Origin of the sequence: Pseudomonas sp. Irchel s3f10 (genome assembly GCF_900187515.1) — a bacterium.
Lineage (GTDB): Bacteria > Pseudomonadota > Gammaproteobacteria > Pseudomonadales > Pseudomonadaceae > Aquipseudomonas > Aquipseudomonas tensinigenes.
Genome location: NZ_FYDZ01000005.1, coordinates 120,923 through 139,404, shown reverse-complemented (window position 1 = coordinate 139,404; position 18,482 = coordinate 120,923). Strand labels below are relative to the sequence as shown.

The following is an 18,482-nucleotide window of genomic DNA, read 5'->3' as shown; positions in this document are numbered from 1 at the left end:
TGCCCTGCCCCTGATCGTTCCCACGCTCTGCGTGGTAATGCCTCAAGGGACGCTCCGCGTCCAATGACGCGGAGCGTCACGGGCTGCATTCCCACGCAGAGCGTGGGAACGATCAGCAAGGGGTAAGCCTGAGATGAACATTCTTTATGACGAACGCCTCGACGGCCCGCTGCCGCAGGTGAACAAGGCCGAATTCCTCAAGGCATTGCAGCAAGCGCTGCCTGACCTCGACATTTTATGGCGCGAGGACGAACTCAAACCCTACGAATGCGACGGCCTCTCCGCCTACCGCACCACGCCGATGCTGGTCGCCCTGCCCCGTCGACTCGAGCAGGTGCAAACCCTGCTCAAACTCTGCCATCAGAAGAACGTCCCGGTGGTTGCCCGTGGTGCCGGCACCGGATTGTCCGGCGGCGCCTTGCCGCTGGAACAGGGCCTGCTGCTGGTGATGGCGCGCTTCAACAATATCCTGCACATCGACCCGGCCGCCCGCACCGCGCGGGTTCAACCGGGAGTGCGTAACCTGGCGATCTCTCAGGCAGCGGCACCGTTCGGCCTGTATTACGCGCCGGATCCATCCTCGCAAATCGCCTGTTCGATCGGCGGCAACGTCGCGGAAAATGCCGGCGGTGTGCATTGCCTCAAATACGGATTGACCGTGCACAACCTGCTGAAAATCGAAGTGCTGACCATCGAAGGCGAACGCCTGACCCTCGGTTCGGATGCGCTCGATTCAGCCGGTTTCGATCTGCTCGCGTTGTTCACCGGCTCTGAAGGCCTGCTGGGGATCATCACCGAAGTCACGGTCAAGCTGCTGCCCAAACCGCAAGTCGCAAAAGTCCTGCTGGCCAGTTTCGACTCCGTGGAAAAGGCTGGCCGCGCGGTCGCCGAAATCATCGCGGCGGGGATCATTCCCGGCGGGCTGGAGATGATGGATAACCTCGCCATTCGCGCCGCTGAAGACTTTATCCACGCCGGTTACCCGGTCGATGCCGAGGCGATTCTGTTGTGCGAACTCGATGGCGTCGAGGCCGATGTCCACGACGATTGCCAACGGGTGCGCGACGTCATGACCGCGGCCGGCGCCACCGAAGTGCGTCAGGCCCGTGACGAAGCCGAGCGCGTGCGCTTCTGGGCCGGGCGCAAAAATGCTTTCCCGGCCATCGGCCGTTTGTCACCGGACTATTACTGCATGGACGGCACCATCCCGCGCCGCGAATTGCCCGGCGTCCTGCAAGGCATCGCCCGCCTCGGTGAAGAATACGGTTTGCGCGTGGCCAACGTGTTCCATGCCGGCGACGGCAACATGCACCCGCTGATTCTGTTCGACGCCAACCAACCCGGCGAACTGCATCGCGCCGAAGCCTTGGGCGGCAAGATCCTCGAACTGTGCGTGCAGGTCGGCGGCAGCATCACCGGTGAACACGGTGTCGGCCGCGAGAAAATCAACCAGATGTGCGCGCAGTTCAACAGCGACGAACTGAGTCTGTTTCATGCGGTAAAAGCCGCGTTCGACCCGCAAGGCCTGCTCAATCCCGGCAAGAACATTCCGACCCTGCACCGCTGCGCCGAATTCGGCGCGATGCACATTCACGCCGGGCAATTGCCGTTCCCCGAACTGGAGCGTTTCTGATGGCCGATGTCGACGCCGCCAGCACCCTGCTCGATCAGGTCAACGAGGCGCGGGCCAATGCCACGCCGCTGAAAATTCAGGGTGGCAACAGCAAAGCGTTCCTCGGCCGCGAGGTCGCCGGTGAAGTGCTCGACACCCGCGCCCACTGCGGCATCGTCCGTTACGAGCCGACCGAACTGGTGGTCACGGCGCGCTCCGGTACGCCGTTGTCCGAGCTGCTGGCGGCGCTGGATGCTGCCGGACAAATGCTGCCGTGCGAGCCGCCGGCATTCGGCGAGGGCGCGACCGTCGGCGGCATGATCGCCACGGGTCTGTCCGGGCCTCGGCGGCCGTGGTCTGGCTCGGTGCGCGACTTCGTCCTTGGCACGCGGGTGATCACCGGCCTCGGTCAGCACCTGCGCTTCGGCGGCGAAGTGATGAAGAACGTCGCCGGTTATGACCTATCGCGGTTGATGGCCGGCAGTTACGGCTGCCTCGGCGTGCTCACCGAAGTCTCGCTGAAAGTCCTGCCGAAACCGCGCCAGTGCCTGAGCATTCGCCTCGACATGGAATGCGCGCAGGCGCTGGCGAAGCTTGCCGAATGGGGCCAGCAACCGTTGCCGATCAGTGCCGCGTGCCACGATGGCCAGAGTCTGTATCTGCGGCTTGAAGGAGGCGAAGGTTCGGTGACGGCGGCGCATCAACGCCTCGGTGGTGAGCCGCTGGATTCAGGGTTCTGGCGGGATCTGAATGAGCAGCGTCTAGGTTTTTTCAACGAAGGCCTGCCGCTGTGGCGCTTGTCTTTGCCAAACAATCTCGGGCCACTGGATCTGCCCGGCGAGCAACTGATCGACTGGGCCGGTGCACAACGCTGGCTGAAATCCGACGCGGCGCACATTCATATTCTCGCTCAGGAACTCGGCGGCCATGCCACCTGTTTCAGCCACGGCGCCAGCTCTTCGCCGTTCCAGCCGCTGGCCTGGACACTGCTGCGCTATCACCGGCAACTCAAGGCGCAACTCGACCCGCAAGGGCTGTTCAACCCCGGGCGGATGTACGCGGAGTTCTAGCCATGCAAACCACCCTCAGCGAACAATCGCGACAACTGCCCCGCGCCGCCGAGGCGGAAAAGATTCTGCGCACCTGCGTGCATTGCGGCTTTTGCAACGCGACCTGCCCGACCTATCAGTTGCTCGGCGATGAACTCGATGGCCCGCGCGGGCGCATCTACCTGATCAAGCAAGTGCTCGAAGGCGCACCGGCCACGGCACAGACGCAACTGCATCTGGACCGCTGCCTGTCGTGCCGCAACTGCGAAACCACCTGCCCGTCCGGCGTCGACTATCACAACCTGCTCGACATCGGCCGCGCGGTGGTCGATCACGCGGTGCCACGTCCGGCGGCGCAGCGCCTGTTGCGCGAGGGCTTGCGCGCATTGGCACCGAATCCGGGATTGTTCAAAGGCTTGCTGCGGGTGGGCACTACGTTTCGCCCGCTGCTGCCGCGAATGCTGGAAAGCAAACTGCCACAGCATCTGCCGCTTTCCGGTATGCGACCCGCCCCGCGCCATGCCCGGCAAGTGCTGCTGCTTGAAGGCTGCGTACAACCGGGATTGTCGCCAAACACCAATGACGCGACGGCGCGGGTGCTGGATCGCTTGGGCATCAGTGTCACCCCGGTGGCCGAGGCCGGGTGTTGCGGCGCGCTGGACTATCACCTCGACGCGCAAGCCAAAGGCCTCGACCGCGCCCGACACAACATCGATGCCTGGTGGCCGCACCTGCAACACGGCGCCGAAGCGATTGTGCAGACCGCCAGCGGTTGCGGCGCATTCATCAAGGATTACGGGCATTTGCTGGCAGACGATCCGGTGTATGCGGCCAAGGCCCGGGAAATCAGCGAACGCACGGTGGATCTGGTGCAGATACTCGCGCAGGAACCGCTCGAACAGATCTGCGCCGCCACTGAACGGCAGATTGCCGTGCATTGCCCGTGCACTTTGCAGCACGCGTTGAAACTGGGCGGCGCGGTGGAAGCTGTGCTGACACGCCTGGGTTTCAATCTTACCGCCGTGCCCGACGGCCATTTGTGCTGCGGCTCGGCGGGCACGTATTCGTTGACGCAACCGGTGCTGGCCCGACAACTGCGCGACAACCGCCTCAACGCGCTGGAGAGCGGCCGCCCTGAGCTGATCGTCACTTCCAACGTCGGCTGCCAGAGCCATCTGGCCAGCGCCGGACGCACGCGGGTGATGCACTGGATCGAACTGGTGGATCAGTCGTTGGCAGAATGAAGTTCGTAGGATTCTTCGTTTGCCCGCATGCGAGAAGGCTGCGATCTTTTCCCTCATCCATTCCGTGACCGTGGCAGGAATTTTTTTCATGACCGTGCAGCCGTTCGTCAGCCCCGACCTGATCCGCCAACGCTTCTCCAAAGCGATGTCCGACATGTACCGCGAAGAAGTGCCGCTGTACGGCGCGCTGATGGAGTTGGTGGAACAGACCAACCGCGAAGTGCTTGCACGTCAGCCGGACATCGCCCGGCAGCTCGACAGCACCGGTGAAATCGAACGTCTGGACATGGAGCGCCATGGCGCCATTCGCGTTGGCACCGCGACGGAACTGGCCACCCTCGCCCGTCTGTTTGCGGTGATGGGCATGCAACCGGTGGGTTATTACGACCTGACCCCGGCGGGCGTGCCGGTGCATTCCACGGCGTTTCGCGCGGTGCATGAGGACGCGCTGAAGATCAGTCCGTTTCGCGTGTTCACCTCGTTGTTGCGCCTGGAATTGATTGAAGATCCGCAGCTGCGCGCCTTTGCCGAATCAGTGCTGGCCAAGCGTTCGATCTTTACCCCGGAGGCGATGCGCCTGATCGCGCAAGCTGAAACCGCAGGCGGATTGAATGAAAGCGAGGCCGAGGCATTCGTCTTACAGGCACTGGAAACTTTTCGCTGGCATCACAGCGCTACGGTCACCGCTGCGCAATATCAGACGTTGAGCGCGCAACATCGCTTGATCGCCGACGTCGTGGCGTTTAAAGGCCCACACATCAATCACCTGACGCCGCGCACGCTGGACATCGACAGTGTTCAGGAACAGATGCCGGCCCATGGCATCACCCCGAAGGCCGTCATCGAAGGTCCCCCGCGCCGGCAGTGCCCGATCCTCTTGCGCCAGACCAGTTTCAAGGCGCTGGACGAGCCGATCGCCTTCACCGATCAGAACCAAACCCGTGGCAGTCACAGCGCGCGTTTCGGCGAAATCGAACAGCGCGGCGCGGCACTCACGCCCAAAGGCCGGGCGCTGTATGACCGCTTGCTGAATGCCGCGCGCGATGAACTCGGTGACTTCCCCAACGAAGGCAATGCCGCACGCTACAACGCGCTGATGGCTCAACACTTTGGCGAATTTCCTGACAGTGTCGAGGGTATGCGAGAACAAGGGTTGGCGTACTTTCGCTATTTCGCTACGGAAAAGGGTCTGGCTGCAGGGGGACTTGGGCTGTCGTCTCTGGAGGAATTGTTGCGCGATGGTTATGTGAAAGCGGAACCGTTGGTGTACGAAGATTTCCTGCCGGTGAGTGCGGCGGGGATTTTTCAGTCGAACCTTGGCGATGCGGCGCAGGCGCATTACGGCGAGCATTCCAATCGACAGGCATTCGAGCAGGCGCTCGGGCGCGCGACTATTGATGAGTTGGGGTTGTATGCGGCAACGCAGCAGCGTTCGATCGAGGAGTGTCTGAGCCAGTTTGCGCGTTGAAAAATCAAAAGATCGCAGTCTGCGGCAGCCGCTTCAGCCTAATGAAGGCACCTGGCCATTGTGCGCAAGAAGTTGCGCACTTGTTTTGTAAAAAAGCCTGATAAAACCGCTGAGAGCCACGTCGTACAAGGCCTGCAGCCAAGTGCGCAAGAAGTTGCGCAGTACTGCGCAACTTCTTGCGCACTTTTGCATTGAGCGAGCGCTTTATTTCGCACAATCGCCTGAAAAATCAGACAAACACCCCGGCCCGTATGGCCGCCACAATTGTTGGCACGCTCCTTGATAACAGTCAGGCACCCACCGGGCGATTTCGCCTCCCGGGCACCTTAAATTATTCCGCAAGGAGAGCACCCCATGGCAACACCAGCGTACATGTCGGTTACCGGCGAAAAACAAGGCCTGATCACTGCAGGCGCTTTCACCGCTGACTCCGTAGGTAACACCTACCAGGAAGGCCACGAAGACCAGGTTATGGTTCAGGCTTTCAGCCACGACGTGATCATCCCGCGTGACCCACAATCCGGTCAGCCAACCGGTCAGCGCGTTCACAAGCCAGTCGTGATCACCAAGGTCTACGACAAGGCTTCGCCTCTGCTGCAAGCCGCTCTGACCTCCGGCGAGCGCATGAGCGAAATCGTTATCCAGTGGTTCCGTACTTCTGCTCAAGGTACCCAAGAGCACTACTACACCACCAAACTGGAAGACGCGATCATCGTCGCCATCAACAACAAAATGCACAACTGCCAGGATCCAGGCAACTCGCACTTCACCCACCTGGAAGAAGTGCAGTTCACCTACCGTAAAATCACCTGGACCCACGAAGTATCCGGTACTTCGGGTTCCGATGACTGGCGTGCTCCAGTCGTTTAATTACGGCTGATCGTTACAAGCATCGGCCAGCTCTGCTGGTCGATGTTGTTTTCGCCCTCCAGAATTTCGCGTAAGTTGAGCCGTTTTGCGGTCGTCAACTCACGCCGCTGTACAGCACGAGGAACAAGGGATGTTCGCGCCGGCCAATGAAACTCACTTTGCCCTGACCATCGAAGGTCTTTCTGCTGACTTTCAGGTATTCACCCTGCAAGGTCGCGAAGCCATCAGCCAGCCTTTTGTCTTCGAGGTGGAGCTGGTCAGTGAGCAGCCGTCGCTGGACCTCGAAACCCTGCTGCACAAACCAGCCTTCCTGCAACTGTCGCCCGACGGCAGCGGCATCCACGGCCAGATCTACCGCGCCGCGCAAGGCGATTCCGGCAAACGCCTGACCCGTTATTCGGTGACCCTGCGTCCGCAATTGTCTTACCTCGCGCATCGCGTCAATCAGCGCATCTTCCAGAACCTCAGCGTGCCGAAAATCATCGGCAAGGTCCTCGAAGAGCACGGCATCCAAAGCAACGCCTACGAATTCAAGACCGGTTCGATTTATCCCGAGCGCATCTACTGCGTGCAATACGATGAATCGGACCTGCATTTCATCCAGCGCCTGTGCGAGGAAGAAGGTATTCACTACCACTTCCAGCACACGGCGACGGCGCACAAACTGGTGTTCGGCGATGACCAGACGGTGTTCCCGAAACTCAAGCCTGTGGCCTATCAGCAAGATTCCGGCATGGTCGCCACCGACCCGGTGATCAAGCGCTTCGACCTGCGCCTGGAAACCCGCACCAGCCGCACCACCCGCCGCGATTACGATTTCGAAAAACCGCGCCTCACCCTCGAAAGCGAGAACCGTGGCGACGCCCTGCCCGACCTTGAAGATTACGACTACCCGGGCCGCTTCGTCGACCGCGAACGCGGCAAACACCTGGCCAAACGCGCCCTCGAACGCCATCGCAGCGATTTCAAGCTGGCTGAAGGCAAGAGCGATCAGCCGCTGTTGGTCAGCGGCCACTTCCTCGCCCTGACCGCGCACCCGAAAGCCAAATGGAACGACCTCTGGCTGCTCACCGAAGTCCTCCACGAAGGCAAGCAGCCGCAAGTCCTCGAAGAGTCGGTGACCAGCGACACCACCGCACTCAAAGACGATTTCCATCAAGGCTACCGCAACCGCTTCCAGGCCACCCCATGGGACGTGCCCAACCGCCCGCCCCTGCGCCACCCGAAACCACGCATCCTCGGCAGCCAGAGCGCCGTGGTCACCGGCCCGAAAGGCGAAGAGATCCATTGCGACCAGTACGGCCGCGTCAAAGTTCAGTTCCACTGGGACCGCGAAGGCCAGGCCGACGACAAAACCAGCTGCTGGCTGCGCGTCTCCAGCGCCTGGGCCGGCGCCCAGTATGGCGGCATCGCCATCCCACGCATCGGCATGGAAGTGCTGGTCACCTTCCTTGAAGGCGACCCCGATCAACCGTTGATCAGCGGCTGCCTGTACCACAAGGAAAACACCGTCCCCTATCCACTGCCGGCGAACAAGACCCGCAGCACCTTCAAGACCCTCAGTTCCATGGGCGGTGGCGGCTACAACGAACTGCGCATCGAAGACAAGAAAGGTCAGGAGCAGATCTACCTGCACGCCCAGCGCGACTGGGACGAAAACATCGAGCACGACCAGAAAATCCGCGTCGGCAACGAACGTCACGACACCGTCGAAAAGAACAGCTACAGCGAGTTCAAGGCCGAAGAACACCACACCGTCTACGCCGACCGTAAAGTCGAAACCCGCGCCAACGACCACCTGACCGTGGGCGTCAATCAGCACATCAAGATCGGCACCGGCCAGTTCATCGACGCCGGCCAGGAAATCCACCTCAGCAGCGGCATGAAAGTGGTAATGGAAGCCGGCGCAGAGCTGACCCTGATCGGCGGCGGCAGCTTCATCAAGATCGACGCCGGCGGCGTGACCCTGAGCGGCCCGGTGATCAACATGAACTCCGGCGGAAGTCCGGGCAGCGGCACCGGCGCCGCCCCGCTGATGCCTGGCATCCTGAAACAGGCCGACGCCGACAAGGCCGGCCAGGTCCTGACCCCGGCCCAGATCAACACCCTCAAACGTAACGCGCCATTCTGCGAAGAATGCGAAAAATGCAAGGCAGGTGCCTGTGCCATCTGATCGAATTACGCCCAAGGACTGGCTGTCGCACCAGCCGTTGCAGACTGGTGAGCGTTTGTATTTGGTTATTAGTGCGGCGAGTGATTCCGAGCCGCTCAAGCCTTTCTATCAGCAAGATGCCGCACCACAACTGCAGCCCATATGGGGTGGAACACCTTACGCCGATTGGCTTCCTGTAATGCCGTATCTCGCCGAGATCAGCCCCAATGCCAGTTTTCTGCAATGGATTACTGAAACCGATGCATTGGATTGGGGTTGGCTCGCGGTATCCACCAGCGCGCCGGAAACGGTGCTGGAGCATTTGCGCAGCCTGACTCAGGTAAAAATGCCGGACGCCACTGAGGTGTTTTTCAGGTTCTGGGATGGTCGACATTTTCATCCGATCATCGAAGGGTTAGGTGCTACAGCAGGTGAATTGCTGCCGGTGTTCCAACGCTACCTGATTAACGGACAGACGCTCGATGTCGGCAGAAGAGCGGTACCTCCCGCAAAAGAGTGGCCCTGGTGGGAGATCCCCCAAACGCTTTTGGATGCTCTCGCGAAAAAGGACCACACCACCGTCGTTGAAAACCTGATGCAGTGGCTATCCGAAGATTGCCCTGAGTTGTACTTCGAATTCCCCGAAGCCAACTTGCGCAGAAAGGTTGAGCGCTTCGTGCGCCAGAACCCAAACACAGAAGAGATGGCAGAGCGTCTCGCCGCAGAGCTGACAAAGGAAGTCACGTCATGAATACCCCGATTGGTACCCTGGTCCTGCGTGTGCTGGACGCCAAAACACCTGACGTGAGCTTGATCCTCAAAGACTTCAAAAACTGCCTGAGTGATTACAAGGAATGGGCAGACGGTTTCTGGACTGGCTGGGCGCTGGACGTCGACCAGACCTTTAAGGTCGGCAACGAAGTCAGCATCACCGAACGGAAAACCGAAACAGGTGCGGTGAAGACCTATGCCACTTGCCCGTTGGTAGGTGATTTCACGCTGATTCATATGTTCGAGTCCGCGCGCTTTGTGCCGATTGGCAACACGCCAGTCAAACTGGAACCGGTCACCAAGGGCACCTTTTACGATGACGTTACCGGTCCGGTCATCGAAACCATGATCGGACCCAGCGGCATCAAAGTGATCGAGGGGGCCAAGAGAGGTCAGACTTACCGCATCACTTTTTTCCCCAACGTATCCCAGAGCGACGTCAAGGCGCTCTATGACTCCTATCAAGGCGTTATCGGCAAGCTTGATGGCTGGTTGCAGAGCGAATGGTCGAGCAAGTTTAAGCCGCAATGGGCCAGTTACTCTGCAGCGGATCGTGCCGGGCGTTCCGTAATTTTGCTCAAACGAGCCTTGGACGGTTTCGAAGAAGCTCTGCTGCGGCTGTGGGACGACATCAAAAGCCTTTTCGACCTGCTCGCCAATCCGAAGAAAAACTACGAAAAACTCAAAAAGTATTTGTCGGATATTGAGATCGACAAACTTTATGCTGCTTCCAAGGAGTCGATTGCTTCAGGGCTGTTGATCCTCAGCGACGAACCGCTGATGTTCATCTACGTTTCCGCCATTGTCGCTTGGGTCGGAATGCTGCCGCCGCAGGTTGTTGTCGACGTGATGACTGCCATTGCCTCGGAATTCCTGATCAACGTACTGGTGGGTATCTGCCTGACAGGTGGCGCCGGGCTGGCCGTGAGAGCGGGCACCAAAGTCCTCTCCACCGTCAAATCCGGAGAAGCCATCAAGTATCTTGAAGACCTTGCGTCGACCTTGATGACACTCAGCAACAAACACGCCCTGCCCGCCCACGCGGAAGTATCGAAGCCAATCATCGCCAGTGCCAAGAATGTGCCGATGAAGCCTGCCAAAACCGCAGCGCTGAAAATCGATGAAGCTACCACTGAAGCGCCAAAGGCTGGCTCGCGCAAGGCTGAACCCAAAAGCCAACTAGAGGGACTGTCTCCCGCAAAACAACTGCCTAAAACTGCAGATACTCCGAAACAGGAAGTCAAAGACGCCTCTTCGTTCCCAAGGGACAAGAAAAAGAACCAATCCACTTTGCAACCTGAAGAAAAAGTCGACGACGTTCCCGATCAGTCCAAGACGCCCGATGACAAAAGCGCCACCTGCGCGAAGAAGACCTGTACGAACGGCTGCCCGGTCTCGATGGTCACCGGTGAAGAGCTGCTAACCATTACCGACGGTGAACTCGGCGGCCTGCTGCCATTCAGCTGGACTCGTCTCTACCGAACCAGCGCGGCTGAAATCGACTGCGGTCTAGGTTATGGATGGAGTCACGCCCTCGCTCAGCGGGTGGACATCAATGGCGACGAGGTCGTGTGGACCGATCACGAAAACCGGGTCACCACTTTTCCGCTGCCCAGCGTACAGCGCCCGGCAATCACCAATAGCCTTTCGGAAGCAGCCATATTCATTGGCGACGATCCGTCCGAACTCGTACTGACTCAAGCCGGCGAAAAGCCGCAGTTCTATCACTTCCGCTTCAACAGCAAAGGCGCGACGTTGATCGCCATCAGCGACAACTACGACAATCGCCTGCACATCACCCGTGACATCCATGGTCGAATCAAGCGCGTGGATAACGGGGCTGGTCGTGCATTGCTTGTGCGGTACGACCGCAAGCATATTGTCGCCATCGACTATCAGCAGTTTATTCCAGCGGACAATCTCGAAGACGCCTGGAACACCGTTCAGACGCTGACCACCTATGAGTACGATGCTCAACACCGGTTGATCAAAGCCACAAACGCTCTGGGAGAGTCCGAGCGTTATGCCTACAACGAACAGAACGTCATTCTTGAGCGGCAGCTCGCCGGAGGCGCAAGCTTCTACTGGGAGTGGGAAAAGGAAGGCAAGTCCGCACGTTGCATCCATCACTGGGCCAGTTTCTCTCAGATGGATGCGCACTATGCGTGGGATGACAAAGGCAGCGTCACCGTTACCAATGCCGATGGCAGCGAAGAGATCTATACCCACGACGACAAGGCGCGACTCGTCGCCAAAGTTGATCCGGACGGTGCCGAGCACTTAAAAGCCTATGACGACAAAGGCCGACTGATCGCCGAAAAAGACCCGATGGGGGCGGTCACTGAATATCAGTACAACGAGGCCGGCCGTTTGATCGCGGTGATCCCGCCAGAAGACGCGCCGACCACCTACGAGTACTACAAGGGCTTCGTCCGTGTGGTGAATCGCGGTACCGCCAAATGGATCTACTGGCGTAACGACCAGGGTGACATCACTGAGCAAGTCGACCCGGACGGCAACTCAACGCATTACACCTACGATCGCCAAGGACGCCTGCTGGAGATCCGCCATCCCGACGGCAGCCGCCACCAATTGGGCTGGAACAATCTCGGCCAATTGCTGGAGGAGCGCCTGCCGGACGGCGGCCAGCGCAAGTACCGCTACGATGCGCTCGGTCGCCAGATCACACGTCAGGCTGAAACGGGTGCGATCACCCACTACCAGTGGGATGCTGCTAACCGTCTGGCACAGATCACCCTGCCCGGCGGCGCTACCCGTGCCTTCACCTACAACCCATACGGCCGCGTCACTGCTGAACGCGACGAACTGGGGCGCATCACCCGCTATGAGTACGCCGACAATCTCCATCTGGTCAGCCGTCGTATCAATCCGGACGGCAGCCAGCTGCGCTATCGCTACGACAACGCACGCCTGCTGCTCACCGATATCGAAAACGAACGCGGCGAACACTATCAACTCGATTACTACTCAAATGGGCTGATCCAGCAGGAAACCGGTTTCGACGGGCGCCGTACCGCTTACGAGTACGACCTCAACGGCAAACTGCTGAAGAAAACCGAATACGGTGACGACGGCAGTGAGCTGGTGACCGAGTACCAGCGCGACGCCTCTGGCCGCTTGCTGGTCAAAACCCTCGCTGATGGCGAAGAAATCCATTACAGCTACGATGCTTTGGGTCGCTTGGTAAACGTTGACGACGGCCACTGGCCCCTCGCCTATGAGTACGACGTACAAGATCGCCTGATCACTGAGCACCAAGGTTGGGGCACCACGCGGTACGAGTACGACAGCGTCGGCCAACTCAATCACTGCCGCCTGCCGGATGGCAGCACACTCGATTACCGCCACTTGTCCGGCGGTCGGCTGAGCAGCATTGACCTCAACGGGTCGCGCCTGACTACGCATCAGTTCGACGCTGGCCGTGAACAGCAGCGCCAACAAGGCGTGCTGCTTAGCCAATACCAATACGACGAACAGGGAAGGCTTCAAGCGCACACGGTAGGTCAGCAGGATCGCAATCTGTTCCAGCGCCGCTACGCCTACGATGCAAACGGCAACCTGGCCGGCATCGATGACAGCCGCAAAGGAAACCGCAGCTACCACTACGACCCACTGGATCGTCTGGTCAGCGTTCGCGGCGCCACTCCCGAAACCTTCGCTCATGACCCGGCCGGCAACTTGCTGGGCCAAAGCGATCTGCCAACTGCGAACCTCGCCAACGTCAAAGGTAATCGCCTGCTTATGCAAGGCGACCGGCATTACGACTACGACGCCTACGGCAATCTGGCCCGGGAACGCCGTGGTACCGGACAGCAACTGGTCACCGAATACCGCTACGACTGCCAGCATCGCTTGATTGGCGTCTCGCTGCCCGGTGGTAGCACCGCAAGCTACAAGTACGACGCCTTTGGTCGTCGCATTGAGAAGACCGTCGATGGTCAGACCACAGAGTTTCTCTGGCAAGGTGAACGCCTGATCGCCGAAAGTGCCGAGAATCGCTATCGCACCTACATCTACGAGCCTGGCAGCTTCCGCCCATTGGCAATGCTCGACGGCGAAGGCCCCGTCAAGGCAACCCCGTACTATTTCCAACTTGACCACCTCGGCACACCTCAAGAACTCACCGACTACAGCGGCGAAATCATGTGGTCGGCGAAATACCGTGCCTATGGCAATCTGGCCACCTTGGATGTCGCCGAAATTGATAACCCTCTGCGCTTCCAGGGTCAGTATTTCGATGCCGAGACGGGATTACATTACAACCGACACCGCTACTACAATCCGAACACAGCGCGATACCTGACGCCGGATCCGATCAAACTGGTAGGGGGGCTAAACAACTATCAATATGTGCCTAACCCCACGGGCTGGGTGGACCCACTTGGGTTAGACAACTGCCCTGGAGCAGATTGCAAAGCCCCAAGCAATACCGCAAATGCAACAAAACCTGATCGAATTCCGATGACTCAAGCTGACTATGATGAAGTTATCAATTTAGAACGAGGCAATCGCCCTGGAAGTGCACGCGAGTATTTACCGGAGCAATATGTAAACCTTCACGAAGAAGCCTTTAGGCAGCAGGGCGGTTCATTTGTTGTTATTGACCAGTGGATTGAGCGGTCTTCCTATCCGACATTTCCTCCTAGAAAGTTTGTAGGCTTACCTTCTGAAATGGATAGTGTGGTAGCGAAATTCAAAGCGAGTGGTGGAGACTGGGAAGTTCTAAACCGAGAACTAAATCTCGGCTCGAACGATCTATCATCAGCTAAAATTTATTTAGTAAAAATAAAACCTGACGATCCACGATTCAAATACGAAATACCAAATGGAAATGAAGCAGGCGCTTATCCTAAAGAATGGGTTCCTGGAGGTGAAACGAAGAGCGGCACAAAAGAGGCCGCTCTTATTGGCTCTGAAAAAATCGACCACGGCGCCGACATGAACAAGCTTCTAAGCCAATTTGACGACTGGGAACAACTTCAATGACAACCAACTTTGAAATAGCTTTGAAAAAGAATGAATTCCCTGACTACTTCAGAGGTAATGGCCAATATTTCACAAGAGACCCCGACTGGGGAACCCAGTTGCATATCATAAATTGGCAAGGACTATGCGGCTATTTAAAATCGCTAGAAAGCTCGATCGAAATATTGAGGAATGCATTTAGCGTATACTTAAACTCGGTTGAGTTTACAAAAAATGACGCCAGCGACCTGCTTGAAAACATTGGATGCTATTACTACCTAAGAAATAAACATCCTTTCTTGTCAAAAGATGGATTTGATCTTGTACGCGATGCTGCTGATAGTGAGAAACAGAAAATTTCACATATCATGACCTTTCTGAGAAAAACAATCGAAGCCAACAATAATGTTCAAGACCTTGAACTCTATAATCGCCGCATGAGAAAACTCATTGATGACGGCGGCCCAACCAATATAGAGAGCCTCTAACTCTTTCGACGGAACCCACTGTAAAAAGGTGACCAAAAAGGGGACAGATTTATTCTCTAAAATGAAAATAAATCTGTCCCCTTTTCTGATCGGCGCTAACGACGAAAAAGAAACCCGGTACATGAGGGTGGAATTGAGTGCGAATACCATACATGGACATCCGATATCTGAAGACGCCTTCAAAAGGCTAACCAAGAAGAAAAATAAGCGATGAACATTAATAAGATAACAACGCTCGGCGGAACAATAACCTTCGATGATCTCTCCACACTAGTTGGATCCGACATCACACTTATAACCGACGAACTCAAAGAAGACCTTTTACAAGCATCACTGCCACTCGAACAAATAATCGATATTGGATGGTACCCAGAATTCAGCGAAAATGGCGCCTTTAGAATCTCGCTGATCTCAGATCAAAACTGGGAGTCGCCAATATACAGCGAAAGTGCGAAAACTTGGGCCGAACTTGAAAAAGCGTTATATCACGCCCTGAATAAAATAAAAATAGCGTAATCTTTACGCAATCAAAAAACAGACCCTTCGTAAAAAATGTACCCCCCCGGAAACCTTAGGTCTATTTACTACTTATTATTGCAACAATAAAAAACGCATAAAGGCCACGGCTTTGCCGCGTACAACATGCCCGAATCGAAAGACAAAAGACCAGAACGGCCCGAAACACTTAAAGCTCTAGACGCGACTTGATTCCTTAATATTGGACAAAAGGGGACGGACAAAAGGGGGACAAAAGGGGACAGATTTATTTTCTACAAACTGAAAATAAATCTGTCCCCTTTTCTCCAACGACGACGGCTTGATGACTGCCGTTATCCCGCCGGAAGACGAAGCCACAACGTACGAATACATCAACGGCTTCGTCAGTGATGTTCATCGCGGCAAAGCCAGTTGGAAGTACCAACGCAACCGTCAGGGCGATATCACCCAGCAAATCGACCCGGACGGCAATGCCACGCTCTACAGCTACGATCCTCAGGGGCGCCTGCTGGAGATTCTCCACCCGGACGGCAGCCGTCATCAACTCGGCTGGAACAACCTCGGCCAGTTGCTGGAAGAGCGCCTGCCCGATGGCGGCCAGCGCAAGTATCGTTACGACGCGCTGGGTCGGCAGATCACCCGCCAGGAAGAATCCGGCGCCATTACCCAATACCAGAATACGATGAAAGAAGTGGCGCTCACATAAACGTCTGGTCAGGAAAAAAACCTGCCCCGCATTACCTCTTCAACGCAAGTGAAAAAACAGTATTAAAACTACTCAAGGCATTTAAAAAATGAGTTATTTCGACGACGAGCTTGAAAAAGACCTATCAAACTCCAACATTACTTTCGAAAAATTGAAACCCGAAGTACATGATAGCTTTGTATCTAGCATCAATAAAAAATTTCCATTTAGCGGGTCTAAAATAGCTTGGAACTCCCTCCCCAACAGTATGAACTACGTAAAAAAAGAGGCCGACCAAGCTTTTATTGACATTTCAAAAAAAATAACGGCCCTCAACGCCCCCGAGATTGTATTCATTGGCGACTCTCTTACAGATAACGCATACAAAATAAGCACAGCAAATTTAGAATGCACTCTAGCGATTTTCGCGGACATCCCTCAACATACTTACTTCTTCTCGGAAAGCCTAAGCTTCATCGGCTGCATTAGTAGCGAAGGAGAAATTGATTTTAGCGAATCATCTTCTTAATCATCATTCCCAATCAAGCCGGGACAGGCCACGTGCCTGTTTTCCTGATAGACCAAATAGGGAACGAACTAAAAAGGTGACAGATTTATTTTCTACAAACTGAAAATAATTCTGTCACCTTTGTTCCTCAAACCGCATTTCAATGCGTGAATGGGGACAGACCACGGTTTCATTTTTGTACCTATAATCTGCCCTCTAGAAACTCACCTCTTCCTCGCTATTTATAGTGGTCTGTCCCTGAATAACACAGATCCGGAGGGGTAGTTGCTGATGTTCTACATCCAGGCCAGAAAGGTGGGATGGAGCTCTGGGGAGGCGGCCGAAAATAAATGGTGGATCAAATGAAAAAAACAAAATTTATTAATGTTCTCTCTGATGCAGAAAACCTAAATTGGGAAGACGCATTGTATTTACCAAAAAACAAAGAAGAGTGGGGTTTGAATTGCGAAGCAATAATCGAAAACCCAGACACCTTTGAAGACTACGACGCTGATGATAATCCGACAGAGCTATCAAAAATAGGCTATCGTTATGTTTTACTCTGCGACGACCTATCATCCATAATAAAAAACCTAAAAGAACAGACCGCCTCATATGATATGGATACTGCCTACAAAGCGTTCATATTTTATTTTAATAACGATAGCTTCATTAAAATAGCCTAAACAATAGGCCCAGCACAAATATCGATAATAGTGGGCAGATGAAAAGATAGATTTATTTTTAAATGTATCAACCAAAGCCATTAAAAATAATCTGCCCCCTTTTTACCGGCATGTCCAGAGGAATTTTGACATGCCTAAGATAAGTATTTCGTGCAGCAGTCTTGTAAAGAACATAAGACAAAAAGGTGACAGATTTATTTTCTACATGCCAAGAATAAATCTATCCCCTTTCGCTGTGGAATCCTGATATGAAATTTGACTGGAGTTCTTTTGGGATTGAACAGAGATCCTCAGTGGATACCAATACGATTTCTCAAGTGGAAAAACTACTTAGCGTAAGTTTTCCAAAGTCATATCTGGACTTGACCACATATTCCGATGAAGCCTCTCCAGAGATACTTTCATTTCCATATGGAAACAAAGTGACTTGCATAAGCGAATTCTTTTCTTTCTCGCCGGATGTGGCGCCGTATACCATCTCATGGTACTCAGGTGCGGGAAAACCTCCAGGGTTTCTCAAACAAATTATCCCTATAGCAAGAGATGCGGGTGGTTATCTGATCTGCCTAAATTTCAACATACCCTCGATTTCTGTTGAAATATTTAATCAACACTCAAGTAAAACCTACTTCATTGCTAACAATTTTGATGATTTTGTTAATTTGTGGACTGAGTAAAACAACGCGCAAAAATAGTCAGCCTAGGATCGTGCCACCTATCGGAGGTAGTTGATCCTCAATGGAGGATTTCATCAGTCCTCTACTGATCATGATTACAAAGCGTGATGGTTAGACAAAAGGTGACATAGACAAAAGTAGACAGATTTATATTCTACAAACTAGAAATAAACCCTCCCCCTTTTCTAAAATTTAGGAAAGCATATTGAAAAGAACGAGCCAAAGACTTTGAGCGAGCAGAACCATGCATAAATATCAAGACTTGATAATGAAACTCGATAACTCCGACGAAGAAACATTTTGGCTCGGCCCCGCCACTGCCGAGCAAATAAAAAAACTCGAGAATATTCTAGGCGTAAAGCTGCCTGAAGATTTCGTTGACTTCTTGAGTGTATGCGGTGGTGGTGGTGCAGCAGACTCAGAAATATGCGGAATTGAGAATGATGATGCAACTCTAGATAACGGCGGAACTGTAAATTACAGCACCATGCACTGCCGTTCAGAGTTTGAATTACCTAGTCATTTTGCCGTCATTTATTTAAAAGACGACGAAGTTTGCTGGGCAATTGATTGCGGTCCCACGGGAAATGGACAGGTCATTAGCTACGATCTGTTTAAGCGCAAACCGTCTAAGAAAATAGCGGAAAACTTCTATTCATTCTTTGAGGAATACATCAAATTTAGAATCTAACTTTAAACCGTGAGTTATCTGGTAAGCAGTCGGACAAAAGGGAGCCGAACAAAAGGGGACAGATTTATTTTCTAAGAAATTAAAATAAATCTGTCCC

The 18,482-nt window shown here is 54.9% G+C and carries 14 protein-coding genes and 1 pseudogene; all 15 read left to right on the top strand.

Features of this window, described 5'->3' with window-relative positions; translation table 11 throughout:
- Nucleotides 1–133 precede the first annotated feature (133 nt).
- Nucleotides 134–1,633, top strand: a complete 1,500-nt coding sequence (gene glcD, locus CKW17_RS13640; protein WP_095120221.1) for a glycolate oxidase subunit GlcD — start codon at nt 134–136, stop codon at nt 1,631–1,633.
- The gene (gene glcE, locus CKW17_RS13635) at nt 1,633–2,682 is read left to right on the top strand and encodes a glycolate oxidase subunit GlcE (RefSeq protein WP_095120220.1); all 1,050 of its coding nucleotides are present in this window, start codon (nt 1,633–1,635) and stop codon (nt 2,680–2,682) included. The genes glcD and glcE overlap by 1 nt, the downstream gene beginning before the upstream one ends.
- Before the next feature lie 2 nt (nt 2,683–2,684).
- Nucleotides 2,685–3,905 (top strand): glycolate oxidase subunit GlcF, encoded by a 1,221-nt coding sequence (glcF, locus tag CKW17_RS13630; RefSeq protein WP_095120219.1) that lies wholly within the window; start codon nt 2,685–2,687, stop codon nt 3,903–3,905.
- Between the two features lie 88 nt (nt 3,906–3,993).
- The gene (locus CKW17_RS13625; protein WP_095120218.1) at nt 3,994–5,373 is read left to right on the top strand and encodes a VOC family protein; all 1,380 of its coding nucleotides are present in this window, start codon (nt 3,994–3,996) and stop codon (nt 5,371–5,373) included.
- A gap of 354 nt (nt 5,374–5,727) precedes the next feature.
- A complete protein-coding gene (locus tag CKW17_RS13620; protein WP_007919523.1) occupies nt 5,728–6,243 on the top strand; it encodes an Hcp family type VI secretion system effector in 516 nt (171 codons plus the stop codon).
- Nucleotides 6,244–6,373: 130 nt separating this feature from the next.
- Nucleotides 6,374–8,416, top strand: a complete 2,043-nt coding sequence (tssI, locus tag CKW17_RS13615; RefSeq protein ID WP_095120217.1) for a type VI secretion system tip protein TssI/VgrG — start codon at nt 6,374–6,376, stop codon at nt 8,414–8,416.
- Nucleotides 8,406–9,146 carry a DUF4123 domain-containing protein gene (locus CKW17_RS13610; RefSeq protein WP_095120216.1) on the top strand — a complete coding sequence of 247 codons (741 nt, stop codon included), beginning with the start codon at nt 8,406–8,408 and terminating at the stop codon, nt 9,144–9,146. The genes tssI and CKW17_RS13610 overlap by 11 nt, the downstream gene beginning before the upstream one ends.
- Nucleotides 9,143–14,173: an RHS repeat-associated core domain-containing protein gene (locus CKW17_RS13605; protein WP_095120215.1), complete on the top strand. Its 5,031-nt coding sequence runs from the start codon at nt 9,143–9,145 to the stop codon at nt 14,171–14,173. The genes CKW17_RS13610 and CKW17_RS13605 overlap by 4 nt, the downstream gene beginning before the upstream one ends.
- A complete protein-coding gene (locus tag CKW17_RS13600; RefSeq protein WP_095120214.1) occupies nt 14,170–14,640 on the top strand; it encodes a hypothetical protein in 471 nt (156 codons plus the stop codon). The genes CKW17_RS13605 and CKW17_RS13600 overlap by 4 nt, the downstream gene beginning before the upstream one ends.
- A gap of 210 nt (nt 14,641–14,850) precedes the next feature.
- On the top strand, nt 14,851–15,156 hold the full coding sequence (locus CKW17_RS13595; RefSeq protein WP_095120213.1) for a hypothetical protein: 306 nt from the start codon (nt 14,851–14,853) through the stop codon (nt 15,154–15,156).
- Nucleotides 15,157–15,445: 289 nt separating this feature from the next.
- Nucleotides 15,446–15,814, top strand: a pseudogene (locus tag CKW17_RS13590) (RHS repeat protein); the annotation flags it as partial.
- Nucleotides 15,815–15,932: 118 nt separating this feature from the next.
- The gene (locus tag CKW17_RS13585; RefSeq protein WP_095120212.1) at nt 15,933–16,352 is read left to right on the top strand and encodes a hypothetical protein; all 420 of its coding nucleotides are present in this window, start codon (nt 15,933–15,935) and stop codon (nt 16,350–16,352) included.
- Nucleotides 16,353–16,693: 341 nt separating this feature from the next.
- Nucleotides 16,694–17,017, top strand: a complete 324-nt coding sequence (locus tag CKW17_RS13580) for a hypothetical protein (protein WP_238539547.1) — start codon at nt 16,694–16,696, stop codon at nt 17,015–17,017.
- A 248-nt stretch (nt 17,018–17,265) separates the two neighbouring features.
- Nucleotides 17,266–17,694 carry an SMI1/KNR4 family protein gene (locus tag CKW17_RS13575; protein WP_095120211.1) on the top strand — a complete coding sequence of 143 codons (429 nt, stop codon included), beginning with the start codon at nt 17,266–17,268 and terminating at the stop codon, nt 17,692–17,694.
- A gap of 268 nt (nt 17,695–17,962) precedes the next feature.
- Nucleotides 17,963–18,385, top strand: coding sequence for an SMI1/KNR4 family protein (locus tag CKW17_RS13570; RefSeq protein WP_218274243.1), 423 nt, complete (start codon nt 17,963–17,965; stop codon nt 18,383–18,385).
- Nucleotides 18,386–18,482 lie beyond the last annotated feature (97 nt).